A 17753-nucleotide genomic window follows, 5' to 3' on the forward strand; every position below is an offset into this window, starting at 1 on the left:
ACCGGCTGCCCGATCCACACCCCCCGGGGGAACGCCATGCACACCTCATCCACCGGGCCACGCGCGTCCGTGCTGTTCGTCACCGACCTCGCCTACGAGGCGCGCGGCCGCCGCTACTGCGACGAGGACATCTTCCTGACGTCCAGGCTGCGCGAGGAGTTCGATGTCGCGCTCTGTCACCCCCGGGACGCGGAGGCGCTGCTGGACGGGTTCGACGCGGTGGTCGTGCGCAACAGCGGCCCGGTGCTGCACTACCAGGAGTCGTACGACGCGTTCTGTGCGCGGGCACGGGAGAGCGGGTCCCTGGTCTACAACACGCTGGACGGCCGCGGAGACATGGGTGGCAAGCAGTATCTGGTCGATCTGAGCCGTGCCGGATTCCCGGTGATCCCCACCGTGGACCGTGCGGCCGATCTCGGGCTCCTGCCCGAGGCCGCCGAGTACGTGGTCAAACCGAAGCTCGGGGCGGACTCGGTGGGCCTGCGGTTCACCCGGGACCCGGAGCTGCCTGCGGGAACCGACGGCACACTGCTCGTCCAGCCGAGGATCGACTTCCGCTACGAGGTGTCCTTCTACTTCGTCGACCGGGACTTCCAGTACGCGCTCAACGCGCCGCACCCCGATCGGCGCTGGGTACTGGAGCCGTACACCCCGAGCCCGGCGGATCTGGACTTCGCGCGTCGCTTCGTGGAGTGGAACAGCCTCACGCACGGCATCCAGCGGGTAGACGCCTGCCGGACGGCGGAGGGCGAGCTGCTGCTCGTCGAGCTCGAGGACCTCAATCCGTACCTCTCGCTCGACCGTGTCACGGAGTCGGTCCGGGAGGCGTTCGTGGCGCGGATGAAGGCCTCCGTACGGGAGCTGCTCGCCTGACCCGTCCGGCCTTCGCCCGCATGCGTGGGACGGGCACCGGTGTGAGGGTGCAAGCGTGACCACTGCCAGCGAGACCGCCCCCGCCGTGCAGAGTGCCGCCGCTCCGCCCGTACTCGATCCCCGCCGCAGGAACATCGTCTTCGCGACGATCGTGCTCGGGATTCTCCTGGCGGCCCTGGACCAGACGATCGTGGGGACGGCGCTCCCCACCATCGTCTCGGACCTCGGCGGCGCGGCACACATGTCATGGGTCGTCACCGCCTATCTGCTGGCGGAGACCGTGGCGACGGTCCTGGTCGGCAAGTTCGGTGACATGTTCGGCCGGAAGCTGATCTTCCAGATCTCGGCGATCATCTTCATCACCGGCTCGTTCCTCTGCGGCCTGGCGTCGAACATGCTGCTGCTGATCATCTGGCGCGGCCTGCAGGGGATCGGCGCGGGCGGCCTCATGGTCACGTCGATGGCGCTCATCGCCGATGTCATCCCGCTGCGCGACCGGGGCAAGTACCAGGGGGCGATCGGGGCGGTCTTCGGTGTGGCCACGGTGGTCGGGCCGTTGCTGGGAGGGCTGTTCACCGACCATCTGACCTGGCGCTGGGCGTTCTACGTCAATGTGCCGATCGCGATCGCGGTCGTCATCGCCGCCGCCCGCAACATCCCGGCGGTGAGGGCGGCCGGACGGCCCGTCATCGACTACCTGGGCATCGCGCTGGTCGCGGTCGGTGCCAGCGCGCTGATCCTGGCGACGAGCTGGGGCGGCAACGAGTACGCCTGGGGGTCCCCGGTCATCATCGGCCTGTTCGTCTGCGGTCTCGTCGCGCTGGCCCTGTTCTGTGTGGTGGAGGTGCGGGCGAAGGAGCCGATGCTGCCGATGCGGCTGTTCCGGAACCCGGTGTTCACGGTCTGCTCCATCCTGAGCTTCATCGTGGGCTTCGCGATGCTCGGCGCGATGATCTTCCTGCCGACGTATCTGCAGTACGTGGACGGCGACTCGGCCACGCTGTCCGGGGTGCGGACCCTGCCCATGGTGATCGGGCTGCTGGTGGCCTCGATCTTCAGCGGCAACGTGGTCAGCAGGACCGGCCACTACCGGATCTTCCCCATCGTGGGTTCGCTCGTCATGGCGGTCGGTCTCTTCCTGCTCTCCCGGATGGGCCCGGACAGCGGGGTGTGGCTGGAGTCGCTGTACATGCTGGTCCTGGGCGCGGGCATCGGCCTGTCGATGCAGGTGCTGACGATCGCGGTGCAGAACACCGTCGACTACTCGGATCTGGGCACGGCGACCTCCGGCGTCACCTTCTTCCGTACCCTCGGCAGCTCGTTCGGTACGGCGGTGTTCGGCACGATCTACTCCAACGCGCTGACGCCGAACCTGGCGGAGGGGATCACCGAGGCCGCACAGGCAGGCGGTGACCCGGCGGTGCTGGCGCGGGCGGCGGAAAGCCCTCAGGCCGTGCACGCGCTGCCCGCAGAGCAGTCGGCTCCGCTGGCCCAGGCGTACGCGGACACGCTCCACACGGTCTTCCTGTGGACGGTCCCGGTCGCCCTCATCGGATTCGTCGTATCGCTCTTCCTGAAGCAGGTGAAGCTGCGCGACACCGCGCGGGCGAACTCGACCGACATGGGCGACGGCTTCGCCCAGCCGAGCACCGGGGACTCGGCGAAGGTGCTCGAGTTCGCCGTGGCCAGGATCCTGCACGAGGCAGGTCCTGACACGGCCCGGCGGATCGTCGCCGACTCCGACACACGCCTCGACATGGCGGGGGCCTGGGCGGTGATGCAGGTCGACCTCTTCACCCGGATGGTCGGCCACGCCGGCCTGCGCCTGATCGCCACCCGGCACCGGATCCCGCCGGAGGTGCTGGTGCCCGTCTTCGACCGGATGATCGAGGAGGGGTACCTGACCGGGAACGGCCCCCTCTTCACCCACACGGCGGCAGGCCGGCGGGAGGCCGCAACCATCTCCGACGCCTGGGGGCGCTGGCTCAACGAACGTCTGGCCGAGGACGGCGCCCGGCCCGACGACGGGCAGTTGCGGGCGGCGGTCGATGTGATCGCCAAGCGGCTGCTGGCGGAGGACCTGGCGCAGGAGCTGGCACCGGGACAGCGCGCGGTGGCGACGGTCTGATCCGGGCGAGGAGCTGCTCAGAGCTCCCAGGACCGGAGGCGGTCGCGGGCCTCCCACTCGGGGCGGAGCAGCGCGAGGGCCGCCAGGTCGCGGCGTCGGCCACGGTGCAGGCAGGCCGAGCGGCGTACGCCCTCATGGACGAAGCCCGCTGCGGTGAGCACGGAGAGGGCCCGGGTGTTGTCGGTGTGGGTGAACGCCTCGACCCGGTGCGTCGGCAGTTCGCCGAATGCCAGGTCGGTGAGCGCGTCGAGGGCGGCCACGCCGTGGCCCTTGGCCCGGTGCTCGGGGGCGAGCATCAGGTAGGCCTCGGCGGTGCTGTCGGCGGGCTGCTGGTCGTGCAGGGCTATGAGGCCGATCGGGGTGCCGTCCGGGAGGAGAACCAGGAAGTCGTCACGCGAGTCGTCGTCGAGGTTGCGCTCGATGCGCTCGCGGAGCCCGTACAGCGAAGTGGGCCAGGCCCCCGTCTCATGTGCGGCCGACGGGTCGGAGCGCCAGTGCTGGATGAGCTCGGCGTCCTCGATCTCCAGCGGGGTGAAGGCGAGGCCCCGGCCGCGCCAGCAGCGTGCTCGGTCGTCGTCCGGGTCCGGCGTGTCGTCGCTCATGCGCGGATCGTACGGGCGGCGGCGCGGCCGCGTACAACGGGTTTCTCAGTCGACGAAGACCGCCGCCGAGTAGACCCACAGCCCCTCGTGGCGGACGAAACGGCTCTGCTCGTGGAGCGAGTCGGGAGTGCCGTCGTAGGTGTAGCGGGCGCGGAAGGTGACCGTGCCCGTGGAGTGGAAGGCGCTGCCCTCGGTCGTGTCCAGGATGTCCAGGCCCACCCAGCGCATCGCCGGGTCGAAGTCGACGGCGGGCGGACGGGTGTCGGGGTGCCAGGTGCGCAGCAGGTACGCGGCGTCCCGGACGACGAACGCCGCGTACCGGCTGCGCATCAGTTCCTCGCAGGACCGGGCCTTGGCCGTGCCTGCGTGCAGGCGGCCGCAGCAGTCCCCGTAGGTGGCCCGGAGGCCGCACGGGCACGGGGACGCGGGGGTGATCTCCGGGGCACTCGCTCCGGGGGCGACCGTTCGCCGCGGGCGTGAGGGGCGTCGTGACATGCCTCCATTGTGACCCGCGTTCCGGAGTCCTTCGCGGACCGGGCGGCGGGTCCGGCCGTCAGGTCTTGCGTGCCACGCCCGCGTAGCCGGGGATCGGCTCGTCGCCCGGGACGTCGATGACCTCGCCGAGTTCCGGATGCCAGTCGGCGGAGAGCGAGACGCCCGGCTCGACGAGCTCGAGCCCGTGGAAGAACTCGGTGAGTTCGGCGCGCGAGCGGGGCCGCAGGGTCATGCCGCGTGCCTTGTACATGGCACGGGCCTGGGCGGCGCCCTCCGGGTCGAAGTCGCCGGTGGTCTGCGACAGCACCAGGTAGCTGCCGGAGGGGAGCTGTTCCACCAGCCTGTCGACGAGTTCGGCGGCGCCGTCCTCGTCGTCCAGGAAGTGGAGCAGCGCGAGCAGGGACAGGGCGATCGGCTCGGTGAAGTCGAGGACCTTGCCGGCCGCTTCCAGGATGGACTCGGGCCGGCGGGCGTCGGCCTGGATGTATTCGGTGGCGCCCTCTGGGGTGGAGCGCAGCAGGGCCGCCGCGTGCGCGAGCACGATCGGGTCGTTGTCGCAGTAGACGACGCGCGCGGCCGGGACGGCCCGCTGGGCGATCTGGTGGAGGTTCGGCTCGGTGGGTATGCCCGATCCGATGTCGAGGAACTGGTGGACGCCGTTCTCGGCGAGCCAGCGGGTGGCGCGGTGCATGAAGGCCCGGTTGACCCGGGCCATGTCGCGGCCGCGGGAGTCCAGCGCGAGCAGTTGCTCGGCCATCTGTTCGTCGACCGGGTAGTTGTCCTTGCCGCCGAGGAACCAGTCGTACATTCGCGCGGGATGCGGTTTGCTGGTGTCGATCTCGACGACTGAGGGGTCAATCCCGGTCATGGCGCGCTCCGTTGGTCGGCGGTAACGGCGAACAGCGTGTCGTGCGAAAATATATGGCGCTATGTCAGGTGAGAAGGAAGTCGGCCTGACCTGCCTTGGCCCCCTGGATGAAGGCGGCGATCTCGCCGTTGGAGTAGATGAGGGCGGGGCCGTCGGGATCCGCGGACTGGCGGACCGCCACTCTGCCGTCGGCCAGCTTCATGGCCTCGATGCAGTTGCCCCCGTTACCACCGCTCCACGGCTTGTACCAGCCTTCGGAGCCGAGATCGGCGGCCGGCATGCCGTTGTATATGTGGTTCATCACAGCTCCTTGCGGAAGTCCCTGAGGATTTCCTTCGTGCGTTGTGCAGTTGCGGCCTGAGCCGCCATACGGTCCATGACCTCGAGGTAGGAAGCCACCTCGGGGCGCGCGTCGAAGTACACGGCGCCGGTCAGGTACTCGCTGTACACCATGTCGGGCAGTTCGGGGACGGCGAAGCGGAAGAGGACGAACGGCCCGTAGGTGCCCGGGTGGTGGCCGGTCGCGAACTCCGCGATCTGCAGCGTCACGTTGGGCAGGGCCGTCGCCTCGAGCAGCCGGTCGACCTGACCCCGCATGGCGTCGGGACTGCCGACGGGACGGCGCAGGACGGTCTCGTCCATGACCACCCACAGTTTCGGCGCGTCCTCCCTGGTGAGCAGTGACTGCCGCTCCATCCGCAGCGCCACATGGCGCTCGATGTCCTCGGGCCTGGTCTGACCCACAGCCCCGGTACGCATCACGGAGCGCGCGTAGTCCTCGGTCTGGAGCAGACCGGGAACGAAGTGCGGCTCGTAGGTGCGCAGGAGGCTCGCGGCGCCCTCCAGGCTGACGTACATGCTGAACCAGTCGGGCAGCACATCGTGGAAGCGCTGCCACCAGCCCGGCCTGTTGGCCTCCTCCGCGAGTTCGACGAAGGCGTCGGCCTCCTCGTCCGAGATCCCGTAGGCCTTCAGGAGGACCTGGACGTAGGGGATCTTCAGCCCGACCTCGGCCGTCTCCATCCTGCGGATCGTCCCGGGAGCGACACGAAGCACCTTGGCAGCCTGGTCGCGGCTCAGACCGACGCGCTCCCGCAGATCCTGCAGACGCTTGCCGAGAACGACCTGGCCCACGGTCGGGGCGGACCGCGGTTCGCTCACTTCAGACCTCCCGATGCGCTGTTTGCGAGCAGTGTGCCATGCGCATGGCTCCATGGACACAGGCACTCTGAATTTTTCAGAGTGCCTCTTGCCAAGTGTTCATGTCAGAGAGAGAGTTGGGGGTGAACCAGTTCACGTAGTCGCGCCCGACCTCGTTTCACCACGGTGCGAAGCGTGACGCAGCCCCCACTGTGAGGAATTGGTCGTGGCACCTGGCAGTGCGCTCATCCCCCGGCTCATGGACCTCAGCCCCGGGACGGAAGCGCTCCGTTACTGCTTCGCGCTGTCGGCGCACCCCGAATCGGTGGCGGGTGCGCGGCGGCTGACACGGGCCCGGCTGGCCGAGTGGCGGCTGAACGGCGACGCCTACGACGCGGCGGTCCTGATCGTCTCCGAGCTGGTCACCAACGCCGTGGTGCACACCGCCAGCGCGCGCGTCGTGTGCGAGCTCCGCTGCTCCGACGGCCGGTTGCGCATATCCGTGCAGGACCAGGGACACCAGCCGGGCGGGCCACGGCTGTCCCTGCAGGCCGACGACGAGCACGGGCGAGGGCTGCTGCTGGTCGATTCCATGAGCGCCGCCTGGGGTTCCTACGACACGGGGAACGCATCGGGCCGCATCGTGTGGGCGGAACTGCCGCACCGCTCGGAGCAGCCATGCTGAAGAACGCCCTGTCCCAGCTGCTCGGAGCCCGTAGGTCCCGGACCCGTGAGAGCGCCGACGGACGTGTGAGGCTGCCGCTGCCGCCCTCACTCTCGGCGAGCCTCGGCTACGACGCCGTGGGTGTTCCCGCGCGGTACGGATTCCGGTTGATGTCACATCTGCCCCGTGCCGGATGCGTGTTCGCCGATGCGGACCAGTGGTGGTGGATCGTGCCGTCGGGTTCGGACCTCGATCTGGACTGGCCGGAACAGGCTTCGTACGCCACCGGCGCCTACGTTCCGGCCGGCCACCCCCGGCTGATCCACGCGCCGGACAGCCGCACGCCCTATACCCCGCCCATTCCGCTTTTCCTCATGGTGTGCCAGGTCACCGGGGTCGCACCGTCCTGGGCAGCGGCCGGCCGGCCGAGGGCCGTACCCGCTCCCTGAGCCCTGGAGTCCTTGGAAGGGGGGCCGAACGGTCAAGGGCGGTCGAGGTACGCGAGCCCCGGGTGGACCTGGGTGTATCCGTCGACGAGGCGGCGGGCCACCGATACGGAGTCGACCAGCGGATGCAGTGCGAACGCCCGCACGGCCGCGGCACGCGAACCGGTCTCCGCCGCCTCGAGGACCGCGCGTTCCACGGCCTTGACCGCCGTGACCAGGCCGACCGCGTGGTACGGGAGCGGGTCGACGGCGACGGGGTGTGCGCCGTTGGCGTCGACCAGGCAGGGCACCTCGATGACGGCGTCCGCGTCGAGCACCGAAAGGGTCCCGCGGTTGCGGACGTCGAGGATCAGCGAGGTCCGTTCGTTACGGGCGACGGCCCGCATGAGGGCGAGCGCGACCTGTTCGTAGCCGCCGGACTCCAGATCGCTCTCCTCGCGTTCACCGGCCCCTGCCACGTCCCGGTTCTCCGCCATGTACGTCGCCTCGCGTTCGGCACGCGTGCGGTCCCAGGTGGCCAGCGCCGGTGCGGCCGGGTCCTTCATCCGCGCGTAGAAGCCCTCCTGCTGGTCGCGGAGGAACGCGCCGCGGGTCTGGTCGGCGTCCTGATAGGCGCGAACCGCTTCCCGGTTGAAGTAGTAGTAGTGCAGGTACTCGTTGGGAACGGCGCCGAGGGAGCGCAGCCAGTCCGTGCCGAAGAGCCTGCCCTCCTCGAACGAACCGAGCAGCGCCGGATCGGCGAGCAGCCGGGGGAGCTCGTCGCGGCCCTCGATGTGCAGCCCGCGGACCCACCCGAGGTGGTTGAGCCCCACGTAGTCGATCCACGCCCGGTCCGGGTCGGCGCCGAGGACCCGGGCGATCCGGCGGCCGAGGCCCACCGGCGAGTCGCAGATCCCGATGACCCGGTCGCCGAGGTGCCGTGACATGGCCTCGGTGACCAGGCCCGCCGGATTGGTGAAGTTGATGACCCACGCGTGCGGTGCGAGCCGGGCGATGCGCCGGGCGAGCTCGACCGCGACGGGGACGGTGCGGAGCCCGAACGCGATGCCGCCGGCTCCGACCGTCTCCTGGCCCAGGACGCCCTCGTCGAGCGCGACGCGTTCGTCGGCGGCGCGGCCTTCCAGACCACCGACCCGGATGGCCGAGAAGACGAAGTCCGCGCCGCGCAGGGCCTCGTCGAGGTCGTCGGTCGCGACGACCGCGGGTGCGTCATGGATGCCGCGGGCCTGTTCGGCGAGGACCCTGGCGACGGCGGTGAGCCGACCGGTGTCCGTGTCGTACAGGGTCACCCGGGACACGCGGCCCTCGGCGTGATCGCCGAGCAGCGCCCCGTACACGAGAGGCACCCGGAATCCGCCACCGCCAAGAATTGTCAGCTTCACGCTGCTCGATGGTACGGGGGCGGCTGCGGCCGGGGGCGCGACGCCCCGGGCCCGGAGGCCCGGGGCGTCCGGTGCGTCAGTAGCCGTTCCACCAGCGGGTCACGGCCTGCCAGATCCTCGCGGGCCCGCTCCGCTGTGCGGGAATCGCGGGGGCGGTGACCTGTGCGGCCGACGGATCCTCCCGGCGCGCGGCGGCCGGTGCGGCAACCGGGCCCGCGCCGGGTGCGTAGCCGGGTCGCGGTCCCGGCCCGCCGGCCGTCGCGGGCCTCGGCACGGCCGGCGACGACACCTCCCGGTCGGTGCGGGGCCGCGGCCGTGCCGACATCGATGTCCGCGGGTCCGCGTCGACCTCCTGCTGCGGGCTCGGCGCGAACTTCACCGGCAGGTCCACCAGATGGCGGCCCATGATGTTGCCGATCCAGTCCAGCTCGCTCTCGTCGACGGCGAGCTCGAGGTCCGGCAGCCGCATCAGCAGTGCGTCGACCCCGACATCCGCGATGGCACGCCCGATGTCCTGGCCGGGGCATTCGTGCGGGCCGCCACTGAAGGCGAGGTGGGCGCGGTTGCCCTCCATGTTCGCGGTGAGGTCGGGCCGTACCGACGGATCGGTGTTGGCCGGCGCGATCCCGACGAGGAGCGCGTCACCCGCCTTGATCTGCTGGCCTCCGAGCTCCGTGTCGCCCACGGCCCAGCGGCCGAAGACGGCGGTGAACGGCGGCTCGTCCCACAGGGTCTGCTCCACCGCTTCGGGCACGGTCATGTGGCCACCGCTGAGCCGGGCGCGGAAGCGTGGGTCGGTCAGCACCATGCGTACGACGTTGGCGATCAGGTTCGCGGTCGATTCGTACGCGGCGATGAGGATGAGCCGAAGGTGCTCCGCGACCTCCACGTCGCTGAGCCCCGCGGGATGCTCGACGAGCCAGCCGGCGAAGTCATGGGCGGGGGCGGCGCGCCGTCGCTCGACGAGCCTCGTCAGCGCGGAGAGCACGTAGGCGTTGCTCTGCACGGCCGTGGCGGTGCCCCGGGTCATGTCGCGGGCGGCCTGCACCAGCCGGTCGTTGTACTCCTCGGGCATGCCGAAGATCGCGCACATCACCATCATCGGCAGATGGTCGGCGAACTGGCCGACGAGCTCGGCGGAGCCCTTCTGGCAGAAGTCGTTGACGAGGCGGTTGCTGAAGCGGTTGACGTGCCGGCGGACACCGCGGGTGTCGATCCGCGCCATGCTGTCCGTGACCGCGCCGCGCAGTCGCTCATGGGCGTCGCCGTCGGCGAACACGCAGACCGGCTGCCAGGTGAAGATCGGGGCGAGCGGGTGGTCCGGAGCGACACTGCCGTCCTGCAGCGCGCTCCAGCGCCGGGAGTCCCGGGAGAACTGCGAGGGCGTCCTGGTCATGTGGAGGTTCTCGCCGTGGCCGAGCACGAGCCAGGCGGGTACGTCTCCGTGCAGCAGCACCGGTGCCACCGTGCCGTGTTCGGCACGCAGCTTGTCGTAGAGGCCCGCGGGGTCGTTCTCCGCCTCGGGCCCGTAGAACCGGCGCAGTCCGCCCGGGCCTCGGCCCGTCCCGTGGGCCGGGCACTCCGGCGGGGGCACCGGCCCCGTGGCCGCTCCGGGTTCGTAGTGGAAGGGGGTTGTCACAGTCGCTCCAGGGATCGGGCTTCCAAGGTCGGGCGGGGGGGGTGCGGGGCGGGGTGCGCACAGGTGGGGGCCTGGGCAGCCCGCGTCCCGCCGTCAGGCGAGGGGAACGGCCAGGCTGTGCAGATAGCGCATCAGGGTCATCAGCACATCGCGGCTGGAGGCACGCAGGCGGGCGTCGCAGTCGATTATCGGGACCTCGTCCGGCAGGTCGAGGGCGTTGCGCAGTGCCTCGACCGGGTGGTGGGGCGCGTCGGGGAAGGTGTTGACGGCCACGACGAAGGGCACACCGCGCTCCTCCAGCCGGCCGATCACGTCGAAGCTGACCTGGAGCCTGCGGGTGTCGATCAGGACGACGGCTCCGAGAGCTCCTTCGAACAGTCCGTTCCACAGGAACCAGAAGCGTTCCTGGCCGGGGGTGCCGAACAGATAGAGGATCAGTTCCTCGCTGAGGCTGATCCGTCCGAAGTCCATGGCGACGGTCGTCGCCGTCTTGCTCTCCACCCCGACGTTGTCGTCCACTCCGACGCCGGCCTGGGTCATGGTCTCTTCGGTCGTCAGGGGCCGGATCTCGCTCACCGAGCCGACCATGGTCGTCTTGCCGACCCCGAAACCGCCGACGATGACGACCTTCACCGCAGCCGTGGCCGTGGTGGGAAGGACGTCCTCGCTGCGGGGGCCCGTGATCGTGTCAGAGCTTCTGAAGTCCATGCATCACCGCTTCGAGGAGGGACCGGTCCGGAAGTGCGGCGCGGACGATGGGCGCGCGCGATTCGATCAGTTCGGTCGCCAGGAGTTCCGTGAGGAGCGAGGTGACCACGCTGAAGGGCAGGCTCAGATAGGCCGAGATCTCGGCGACGGACAACGGCGCCCTGCAGAGCCGCAGGATCGCGGCCTGCTCGGGCTGGACCGTGGGCGACGGTTCGGCCTGCGCGACGACCATCGTGACCAGGTCGAGCGCCGCCCTCTCACCGTCGGTGTCACCGGTGATCACATACAGCCGTTCCGGGTCGTTCAGTGCCGGATCGGCCTTTCGGCGTTCTCGTCGGGGAGCACTCATCCGGCCTGCCTGTCATGTCGGGGCGGGCTCGTCAGGTGGGCTCCGATCCGGACGACCATGTCCCGCATGCGGGCTCCGACCAGTCCGGCATCGACGGTCTCGCCGGCCAGCACCGCGAGGTACGCGCCGGTGCCGGCGGCCATCAGGTAGAAGAACCCCCCGGTGACCTCGATGACGACGAGCTTCATCAGCCCGTCGCTGTAGGGGATTTCGGTGGCGACCGCGGCGGCCAGACTCTGCAGTCCGGCGCAGGCCGCGGCGAGGCGGTCGGCGACATCGGGGTCGCAGCCGTGCCGGGCGATGCGCAGGCCGTCCGAGGAGAGCACCACGATCTGGTGGATGCTCGGTACGTCGTCGGCCAGTTCCTTGAGCATCCAGTCCATGTTTCCCCGCTGCTGGATCACTTCAGGTCTCCCTTGTCCCACGCATCGTCAGAGTCTTCGCCGGTCTTCGGTTCCTGAGGCACGCCGTTGACGGCCTGGGTGAAGGCCTCCAGCCAGAGACCGGGCGGCGGTTCCTGGCCGCCAGGCCGTCCGCCGCCGTGCCCGCCCGATCCGTTGTGCACTCCGGCTGCGGGCTCTGCGGCCGGGGCCGCGTGCTGCTGCGGGAGGTTGTGCGAGCCGAGCGGGGCGCGACCGCGGCTGCGGCGCTGGGGGAGCCCGCCCTCGGTCCACTCCGTGACCACGATTTCGTCGTCACCCGTGGCGGACGCCGCGGCGGCGGGACGCGAGGAGGAGGCGGAGGAGGTTCCCGGTGCGGATACCGGCGCGGACGCGGACCCTGCCAGGGGCGCACCGACCGACGGTACGGGGCCGGTGGCCGCGGGGCGTGTCCTGCGCTTGCCGGGCGGCGGTACGACGTGCTGGAGCTGCGACATGTCGAGCGAGCTCTGGGGCCGGGAGGTGGCGCCGATGCCGTGCGCGATGCCGGGAGCGGGCCCGGTGGTGATCATGTCGCGCGGAACGATGAGAACGGCACGGACACCGCCGTACGCGGACTGCCGCAGGGATACCTGGAGTTGGTACATCCTGGAGAGTCGGCCGACGACGGCCATGCCCAGTCGGGGGGACTCCCCCAGGTCGTTCATGTTGATGCCGGCCTGGGCCTGGGCGAGCATGTTCTCGGCCCTGGCGCGGGCCTCCTCGCTGAGGCTGACGCCACCGTCCTCGATCTCGATGGCGATGCCGGTCTGCACCTCGACCGCGGTGACGTGCACCCGGGTCTGGGGCGGTGAGTAGCGTGTCGCGTTGTCGAGGAGTTCCGCACAGGCGTGGATGAGCGGTTCGACGGACGTGCCGACGATGGCGACCTTGGCGATCGAGTGCAGGTCGACGCGCTGGTACTCGAGGATCCGGGACATGGCGCCGCGCAGCACGCTGAACAGCGGTACGGGCTTGGGCCACTGGCGGCTGGGGCGGGCACCGCCGAGCACGGCGATGGAGTCGGCGAGACGCCCGATCAGCGCGGTGCCGTGGTCGATGCGGAGCAGGTCGTCGAAGACCTCGGGGTTGCGCCCGTGATGGTCCTCCATCTCCCGCAGCTCACTGGCCTGGCGGTGGACGATCGCCTGGACGCGGCGGGCGACACTGACGAAGGCGCGCTGCGCGGAGTCACGCATCGCCTCTTCGTTGTCGATGATGTCCAGGACCTGGAGGACCAGGGCGCGTTGCGCCTTGGAGAGGTTGCGGTAGGTCTCGTCGGCGTCGACGACGTCGCGCATCACCTCCTGCGGCGAGTTGCTCGCGCGCAGCCGGCGGATCGCGGCGGGCAGGAGCTCCTTGGTCAGCCGTACGGTCTCCTGGTCGTGGGCCGCGAGGCGGTGTTCCAGGAAGGCGATGCGCTGTTCGTACGCCGCGCGCTGGACGCGCATCGCGCGGCGGCGGCGGTTGAGTTGGACGGCGAGCACGGCGACCACGACCGTGGCGGCCGCACCGCACCAGACGACTGCCGTCCGCGCGTCCCCGGTCAGCGGCACCGCACCGGCGGCGGTGGCGCAGGCCATCAGCAGTACGGGCAACAGCGCGGCGCGGACAACGGGAATGTCTCTGCTTGTCGGCGGTTCTTCAACACGAACCATCTAAACCCTCTGGCGGTTGATTCGGGAGGTATCCGCACGTGCGCGGACAGTTATGAACAAGTGCTCGAATTCATATCAACTCGACTTCACTGAGCGTGAGCCTAGCCAGATCAGAACAGGGCTTCGGCACATTCACCCAACCCCCTGCACGAGCACTCCGGCGGTAATACACTCACCAGGTTTTGCACTCAACGCCGTCATGCGTGCGCAGGGAGTAACGGAATACAGGAATCGACTGAAAGCAGACCCCTGCGTCCTTCCGTGCGGGACAAGCTGCAGACCGGCCGGCCGCGTGGTGGACGCCGGAAAGCCGAAGTCCCGCATTCGAAAGGCACATGTGGGCGAATATTCGAGACGCACACGAAACCCTGAACACCGCAGGACGGGACAAGGGCACATGCGATCGAATCGGATCGAAAGGAGCAGATTCGTGATCGACGGACGGATGTACGGGGAGGTCTCCGCGGCAGTACCGACGGCACGGGGCTACACCATCGAATCGCTGGACAGCGGTCTCCGGCTGATGCAGCTGTTCCTCACGCAGGACAGCCTCACCGTCTCCGAAGCCGCCCGCCGCCTGGGCATCGGGAGGTCCACCGCGCACCGCGTGCTCAGCACACTGGAGGGCCGCGGCTTCGCGGTCCGCGACCCGTCGGGGCGGGGGTACGAGGCAGGGCCCGAGCTGTTCCGTCTGGGCCAACCGGCCGGCTTCGGCACGGAGGTGCGCGCACATCTCGGAGCCGTACTCGACGAAGCCGTGCGGCGCACCGGGGAGACCGTGCAGAGCGCCGCTCTGATCGGGGATCAGGTGATCGTCACCGACGGCCGCGAGTCCCCGCACCCGGTGCGCGTGATGCTGGAGACGGGGAGGGCCCACCCCGCCCACGCCACCGCCGCCGGAAAGGTGCTGCTCTCCCGGATGACCGTCGACCAGGTCTGCGCCCTCTACCCGCAGGAGCGGCTGCCCGCGCTCACCGCGCACACCCTCGTCTCCCGGACCGGGCTGCTGGACGAACTGGCGGAGGTCCGTGAGCTCGGCCGGGCCTTCAGCCGGGGCGAGTCGGTCCCGGGCCTGGCCGCCGTCGCGGTGCCCCTGGCCGTAGCGGGTCGGCGCGACCGGCTCGCCCTGAGCGCGTCCGCACCCGCCGACCGCGGCGGCGACGCGGCACTCGCCGAACGGGCGGCGCAGCTGCGGCAGTCGGTCGCGCTGACGACGGAGACGACCTGACCGGCCCACGCGTGGTCGGTGGCGATCACCGGTGCGGCTACCGCGCCCGGGTCGGCGGCGTGACCGCCCGGGTCAGCGGCGGGATCCGCCGATGCGGCCTTCCAGCTGCACGAGCAGCTCGCTGAGCTGCCCGCTGAGCCGCGTACGGGTCCGCTCGTCGAGGCCGGAGAGGACGGTGCGTTCGTAGGCGAGCTGTTGGGGTAGCAGCCGGTCGACCAGCTCGCGGCCCTCGCCGGTCAGCCGGACGTGTGCGACCCGGCGGTCCCGGTCGTCGCCGCGGCGGTCGACGAGGCCGCCCTCCTGCAGGGCGCGGAGCCGCTTGGTCACCGCGGCGCCGGAGGAGAAGGTCTCGCGGGCCAGGTCACCGGGGGTGAGCTCGCGGTCGGTGCGGCGCAGCGCGCCCAGCAGGTCGAATTCGGCGCGGGTCAGCCCCGCGGCGCGCAACGGCGCGTCCTCCGCCTGCTGGAGGAGGGCGGCGCATCGGTTGATGCGGCCGATGAGTTCCATCGGTCCGGTGTCGAGCTCCGGATTGACGGCGTGCCACTGCCGTACCACCGAGGCCACGATGTCGTCGGTCACACCGCTCCGTTCTCCGGGGGCGGGGTGCTCACTCCCCGCCGTTGTGCTGTCGCCGCGAGCGTACGGTGTCCCGCGTGCTCCGCCGCCAGCATCTCCTCCTCGGGCAGGGCGCGCTGCCACCACTCCCCTGCCGCGATGTCACCGGCGTCGCGCAGTTCGACGAGGGAGGACGTCAGCCGCCTGCGGGCCAGGTCGAGCGCGAGGGCGTCGGAGTCCGGGTGGGCGATCAGGTCCTCGGCACGGCCGCGCGCCTCCGCGGTTGCGGTGAGGGCCTGTTCGACGCGGCCCGCGGCACGGCGGTTGGGGACGGCGATCGCGACGAGCAGTCCGACCGCCGCTCCCAAGAGCGTGTCCAGGGCGCGGTCGGCGATGAGCCCTCCGGCCGGGTGGGTGTCCGCGAATTCCATGACGAGCAGGGCCATCGGAGTGACGGCGATGGAACCGAGCCAGTAGTTCCGGGTGATCAGGGCCTCGGCGGCGAAGTTGAACGCCAGGACGCACATGATGAGGGCGAGCGGGCCGATCCTTGCGACCGGGATGACGGCGGCGAGGACGAGGACGCCGACGAGGTTCCCCACGGTGCGCTGCACGGCCCGGCTCCAGGTGAGCGTCACGTTGGGCTGGTACACGGACGCCGCGGTGACGACGGCCCAGTACGGGTGGCCCACACCGAGAGCCGAGGACGCGTAGCCGGCGAGTGCGCAGCCGATCAGCGTACGGAGGGCGATCGGCAGGACCGGGGAGCCGGGGGCGAGTGCGCGCAGGAGCGCGCGCCGGGCCTCGCGCCTCCCCCGCCCGGTCCGCCGCGCAGCCCGTTCGGCGTCGATCCCGAAGAGGTGCCCGACGGTGCCGGGGGCGGGCGGAGGGTTCGGCACCGGCCCGCGTGCCCGCGTCATCGTCGCCCAAGCAGTCAGTTGCCCGGGGCCGGGCACGGGGCCGGGAGCGCCGGCGAGGGTCCGCTCCGCGTGGACCACGAGGCGTTCGAGTTCCTGTCGTACGGGGGTGGGGCGCCCGGCGGCGAGCAGCGCCTGCCAGGCGGCGTGGACGGCGGCGACCGCGGCATGACGGGTGCGCGGGCCGGGCTCGGCCGCGTAGGCCGCGGCGGCGTCGAGTGCGCGGGCGGTGGCGCGTCGCTCCGGGCCTTCCCTGCGCCACAGGGCCGGCCCGACGGTGACCAGCCAGGAGAAGGCTCCCGCCGCCAGCGCCAGGGCGAGGTGCCCCGGGATCCGTCCGGGTTGCTGCGGGGCGAAGAGCGAGGCCGAGGTGACGAAGGTGAAGATCAGGTTGCCGGGCGGGCCGATGCGCGAGGCGTCGCAGAAGGTCTTCTGTACGGCCGCGAGCAGCGCGCCGACGGTGATCAGCACGGCGGTCGAGTCGGTGGCCGAGGCGGCGAGCAGGGCGACGGCGAGGCCGGCGACCATGCCGAGGACCACGCGAACGACGGTGTGCGCCCTGCGCGCGTACGGCAGGTTGTGCCCGTACAGCGCACACAGCGAGCCGGCCATCGTGTACATCACGAGGTCGAGGCGGTCCATCGCGTACAGCAGCAGATTCGGCACCGCGGAGGCGACGACCACGCTCAGTGCGGGCTTGAACCAGATCTCCGCGGGGCTGTTCAGCCGCAGGGTGCCGGTTACCGGCAGCCTGCGGACGGACGGCTTCCGGGGGCGCACTGCTGTATCACTCACCTAAATACGTTAACAGGTATTACACCAGTAAACGACAATCGTCCGGTAGCCCCTCCACCCGTGCGGCCATAGCGTTCTGCACAACAGCTGTGAACGCGCCCTGCCGCTCGCCCCTGGAGGAATGCGCATGACGCTCGTCGAACCGGTCCCCGGTCGCCCCTGCTGGGTCGAGCTGAGCACCTCGGACGTTCCTGCCGCCCAGGCGTTCTACGCCGCACTGTTCGGCTGGCGGTCCGAGACCGACCCGCGCCCCGAAGCGGGCGGGTACACGATGGCGCGCCTCGGCGAGGACGCCGTCGCCGCGCTCACCCCTTCCTACCGACCGGACCAGACGCCCGCCTGGGCCGTGTCCTTCGCGACCGAGGACGTCGACGCCACGGTCGACGCCGTGCGCTCGGCCGGCGGCACACTGCTCGTCGGGCCGATGGACGTGTTCGAACAGGGCAGGTTCGCGGTGGTCGCCGATCCCTCGGGCGCGGTGTTCTCGCTCTGGCAGGCACGCGCCTTCGCCGGCACGTCCCGCTTCAACGAGCCGGGCACGCTGGGCTGGGCCGAGCTCCGCACTCCCGATCCGGCCGGCGCGCTCGCCTTCTACCCGACCGTGTTCGGCTGGACGGTCAACGCCTCGGAGCAGTACACGCATTGGGGTGTGGACGGTGACGACTTCGGCGGCATGACGGCGATGAGCGGGGACGAGGCGCAGGAGACGCCGCCGCGCTGGATGCCCTACTTCGCGGTCCCGGACGTCGGGACGACGGCCGCCACCGCCCTGAGCGCGCGCGGCGACCAGCTCATGCCGCCGAGGCGCCTGCCGGGCGGGCGGTGGATCGCCGTGCTCCGCGATCCGCAGGAGGCGGCGTTCGGCATCCATACGCCGTAACCGCGTG

19 protein-coding genes are annotated in these 17753 nt (G+C 70.8%); 6 read left to right on the forward strand and 13 right to left on the reverse strand.

Annotated features, from left to right (window positions below):
• Nucleotides 1-36: 36 nt before the first annotated feature.
• A complete protein-coding gene (locus OG844_RS14790; RefSeq protein ID WP_406390552.1) occupies nucleotides 37-873 on the forward strand; it encodes a hypothetical protein in 837 nt (278 codons plus the stop codon).
• 55 nt (nucleotides 874-928) lie between these two features.
• Complete coding sequence (locus OG844_RS14795; RefSeq protein ID WP_406390553.1) at nucleotides 929-3001, forward strand: MDR family MFS transporter; 2073 nt, start codon at nucleotides 929-931, stop codon at nucleotides 2999-3001.
• Nucleotides 3002-3018: 17 nt separating this feature from the next.
• Here the strand turns inward: OG844_RS14795 and OG844_RS14800 are convergent, their stop codons facing one another.
• From OG844_RS14800 to OG844_RS14820, 5 genes are all read right to left on the reverse strand, one after another.
• Complete coding sequence (locus tag OG844_RS14800) at nucleotides 3019-3603, reverse strand: GNAT family N-acetyltransferase (RefSeq protein ID WP_406390554.1); 585 nt, start codon at nucleotides 3601-3603, stop codon at nucleotides 3019-3021.
• Nucleotides 3604-3648: 45 nt separating this feature from the next.
• Nucleotides 3649-4098: a YchJ family protein gene (locus tag OG844_RS14805; protein ID WP_406390555.1), complete on the reverse strand. Its 450-nt coding sequence runs from the start codon at nucleotides 4096-4098 to the stop codon at nucleotides 3649-3651.
• Nucleotides 4099-4156: 58 nt separating this feature from the next.
• A complete protein-coding gene (locus OG844_RS14810; RefSeq protein WP_406390556.1) occupies nucleotides 4157-4966 on the reverse strand; it encodes an SAM-dependent methyltransferase in 810 nt (269 codons plus the stop codon).
• Nucleotides 4967-5030: 64 nt separating this feature from the next.
• Nucleotides 5031-5267: a DUF397 domain-containing protein gene (locus OG844_RS14815; protein WP_030573999.1), complete on the reverse strand. Its 237-nt coding sequence runs from the start codon at nucleotides 5265-5267 to the stop codon at nucleotides 5031-5033.
• Complete coding sequence (locus tag OG844_RS14820; RefSeq protein ID WP_406390557.1) at nucleotides 5267-6127, reverse strand: helix-turn-helix domain-containing protein; 861 nt, start codon at nucleotides 6125-6127, stop codon at nucleotides 5267-5269. The genes OG844_RS14815 and OG844_RS14820 overlap by 1 nt, the downstream gene beginning before the upstream one ends.
• Before the next feature lie 205 nt (nucleotides 6128-6332).
• On the opposite strand from OG844_RS14820, the gene OG844_RS14825 reads away from it, so the two are divergent.
• A complete protein-coding gene (locus OG844_RS14825) occupies nucleotides 6333-6791 on the forward strand; it encodes an ATP-binding protein (RefSeq protein WP_406390558.1) in 459 nt (152 codons plus the stop codon).
• Entirely contained in the window at nucleotides 6785-7219 is a 435-nt protein-coding gene (locus tag OG844_RS14830; RefSeq protein WP_406390559.1) for a hypothetical protein, read from the forward strand. The genes OG844_RS14825 and OG844_RS14830 overlap by 7 nt, the downstream gene beginning before the upstream one ends.
• Before the next feature lie 32 nt (nucleotides 7220-7251).
• Here OG844_RS14830 and OG844_RS14835 read toward each other — a convergent pair whose 3' ends face one another.
• The 6 genes from OG844_RS14835 to OG844_RS14860 all read right to left on the reverse strand — a co-directional run bounded on the left by OG844_RS14835 (nucleotide 7252) and on the right by OG844_RS14860 (nucleotide 13371).
• The gene (locus tag OG844_RS14835; protein WP_406390560.1) at nucleotides 7252-8598 is read right to left on the reverse strand and encodes a 6-phospho-beta-glucosidase; all 1347 of its coding nucleotides are present in this window, start codon (nucleotides 8596-8598) and stop codon (nucleotides 7252-7254) included.
• 76 nt (nucleotides 8599-8674) lie between these two features.
• The gene (locus OG844_RS14840; RefSeq protein WP_406390561.1) at nucleotides 8675-10237 is read right to left on the reverse strand and encodes a cytochrome P450; all 1563 of its coding nucleotides are present in this window, start codon (nucleotides 10235-10237) and stop codon (nucleotides 8675-8677) included.
• A 93-nt stretch (nucleotides 10238-10330) separates the two neighbouring features.
• Nucleotides 10331-10945, reverse strand: coding sequence for an ATP/GTP-binding protein (locus OG844_RS14845; protein ID WP_329205476.1), 615 nt, complete (start codon nucleotides 10943-10945; stop codon nucleotides 10331-10333).
• A complete protein-coding gene (locus OG844_RS14850; protein ID WP_329205478.1) occupies nucleotides 10926-11294 on the reverse strand; it encodes a DUF742 domain-containing protein in 369 nt (122 codons plus the stop codon). Before OG844_RS14850 ends, OG844_RS14845 begins: the two co-directional genes overlap by 20 nt.
• On the reverse strand, nucleotides 11291-11698 hold the full coding sequence (locus OG844_RS14855) for a roadblock/LC7 domain-containing protein (protein WP_406390563.1): 408 nt from the start codon (nucleotides 11696-11698) through the stop codon (nucleotides 11291-11293). Before OG844_RS14855 ends, OG844_RS14850 begins: the two co-directional genes overlap by 4 nt.
• Nucleotides 11695-13371: a sensor histidine kinase gene (locus OG844_RS14860; protein ID WP_406390564.1), complete on the reverse strand. Its 1677-nt coding sequence runs from the start codon at nucleotides 13369-13371 to the stop codon at nucleotides 11695-11697. Before OG844_RS14860 ends, OG844_RS14855 begins: the two co-directional genes overlap by 4 nt.
• Before the next feature lie 430 nt (nucleotides 13372-13801).
• Here OG844_RS14860 and OG844_RS14865 point away from each other — a divergent pair, with 430 nt between their 5' ends.
• Nucleotides 13802-14599 carry an IclR family transcriptional regulator gene (locus tag OG844_RS14865; protein ID WP_406390566.1) on the forward strand — a complete coding sequence of 266 codons (798 nt, stop codon included), beginning with the start codon at nucleotides 13802-13804 and terminating at the stop codon, nucleotides 14597-14599.
• A 72-nt stretch (nucleotides 14600-14671) separates the two neighbouring features.
• Here OG844_RS14865 and OG844_RS14870 read toward each other — a convergent pair whose 3' ends face one another.
• Together OG844_RS14870 and OG844_RS14875 are read right to left on the reverse strand one after the other, a co-directional pair.
• Entirely contained in the window at nucleotides 14672-15178 is a 507-nt protein-coding gene (locus tag OG844_RS14870) for a MarR family transcriptional regulator (RefSeq protein ID WP_329205487.1), read from the reverse strand.
• Nucleotides 15175-16866 (reverse strand): FUSC family protein, encoded by a 1692-nt coding sequence (locus tag OG844_RS14875; protein WP_406390568.1) that lies wholly within the window; start codon nucleotides 16864-16866, stop codon nucleotides 15175-15177. Before OG844_RS14875 ends, OG844_RS14870 begins: the two co-directional genes overlap by 4 nt.
• Nucleotides 16867-16993: 127 nt before the next feature.
• Here OG844_RS14875 and OG844_RS14880 point away from each other — a divergent pair, with 127 nt between their 5' ends.
• A complete protein-coding gene (locus tag OG844_RS14880) occupies nucleotides 16994-17746 on the forward strand; it encodes a VOC family protein (protein ID WP_406390569.1) in 753 nt (250 codons plus the stop codon).
• The last annotated feature ends 7 nt before the right edge of the window (nucleotides 17747-17753 follow it).

The sequence above is a fragment of the Streptomyces sp. NBC_00887 genome (assembly GCF_045207585.1).

Excerpts from the sequence above, each read along its gene's own strand:
- OG844_RS14815 (WP_030573999.1), bottom strand. The coding sequence starts at position 5,267 with ATGAACCACATATACAACGGCATGCCGGCCGCCGATCTCGGCTCCGAA.
- OG844_RS14805 (WP_406390555.1), bottom strand. The coding sequence starts at position 4,098 with ATGTCACGACGCCCCTCACGCCCGCGGCGAACGGTCGCCCCCGGAGCG.
- OG844_RS14860 (WP_406390564.1), bottom strand. The coding sequence starts at position 13,371 with ATGGTTCGTGTTGAAGAACCGCCGACAAGCAGAGACATTCCCGTTGTC.
- OG844_RS14880 (WP_406390569.1), top strand. The coding sequence starts at position 16,994 with ATGACGCTCGTCGAACCGGTCCCCGGTCGCCCCTGCTGGGTCGAGCTG.
- OG844_RS14800 (WP_406390554.1), bottom strand. The coding sequence starts at position 3,603 with ATGAGCGACGACACGCCGGACCCGGACGACGACCGAGCACGCTGCTGG.
- OG844_RS14830 (WP_406390559.1), top strand. The coding sequence starts at position 6,785 with ATGCTGAAGAACGCCCTGTCCCAGCTGCTCGGAGCCCGTAGGTCCCGG.
- OG844_RS14850 (WP_329205478.1), bottom strand. The coding sequence starts at position 11,294 with ATGAGTGCTCCCCGACGAGAACGCCGAAAGGCCGATCCGGCACTGAAC.
- OG844_RS14790 (WP_406390552.1), top strand. The coding sequence starts at position 37 with ATGCACACCTCATCCACCGGGCCACGCGCGTCCGTGCTGTTCGTCACC.
- OG844_RS14810 (WP_406390556.1), bottom strand. The coding sequence starts at position 4,966 with ATGACCGGGATTGACCCCTCAGTCGTCGAGATCGACACCAGCAAACCG.
- OG844_RS14845 (WP_329205476.1), bottom strand. The coding sequence starts at position 10,945 with ATGGACTTCAGAAGCTCTGACACGATCACGGGCCCCCGCAGCGAGGAC.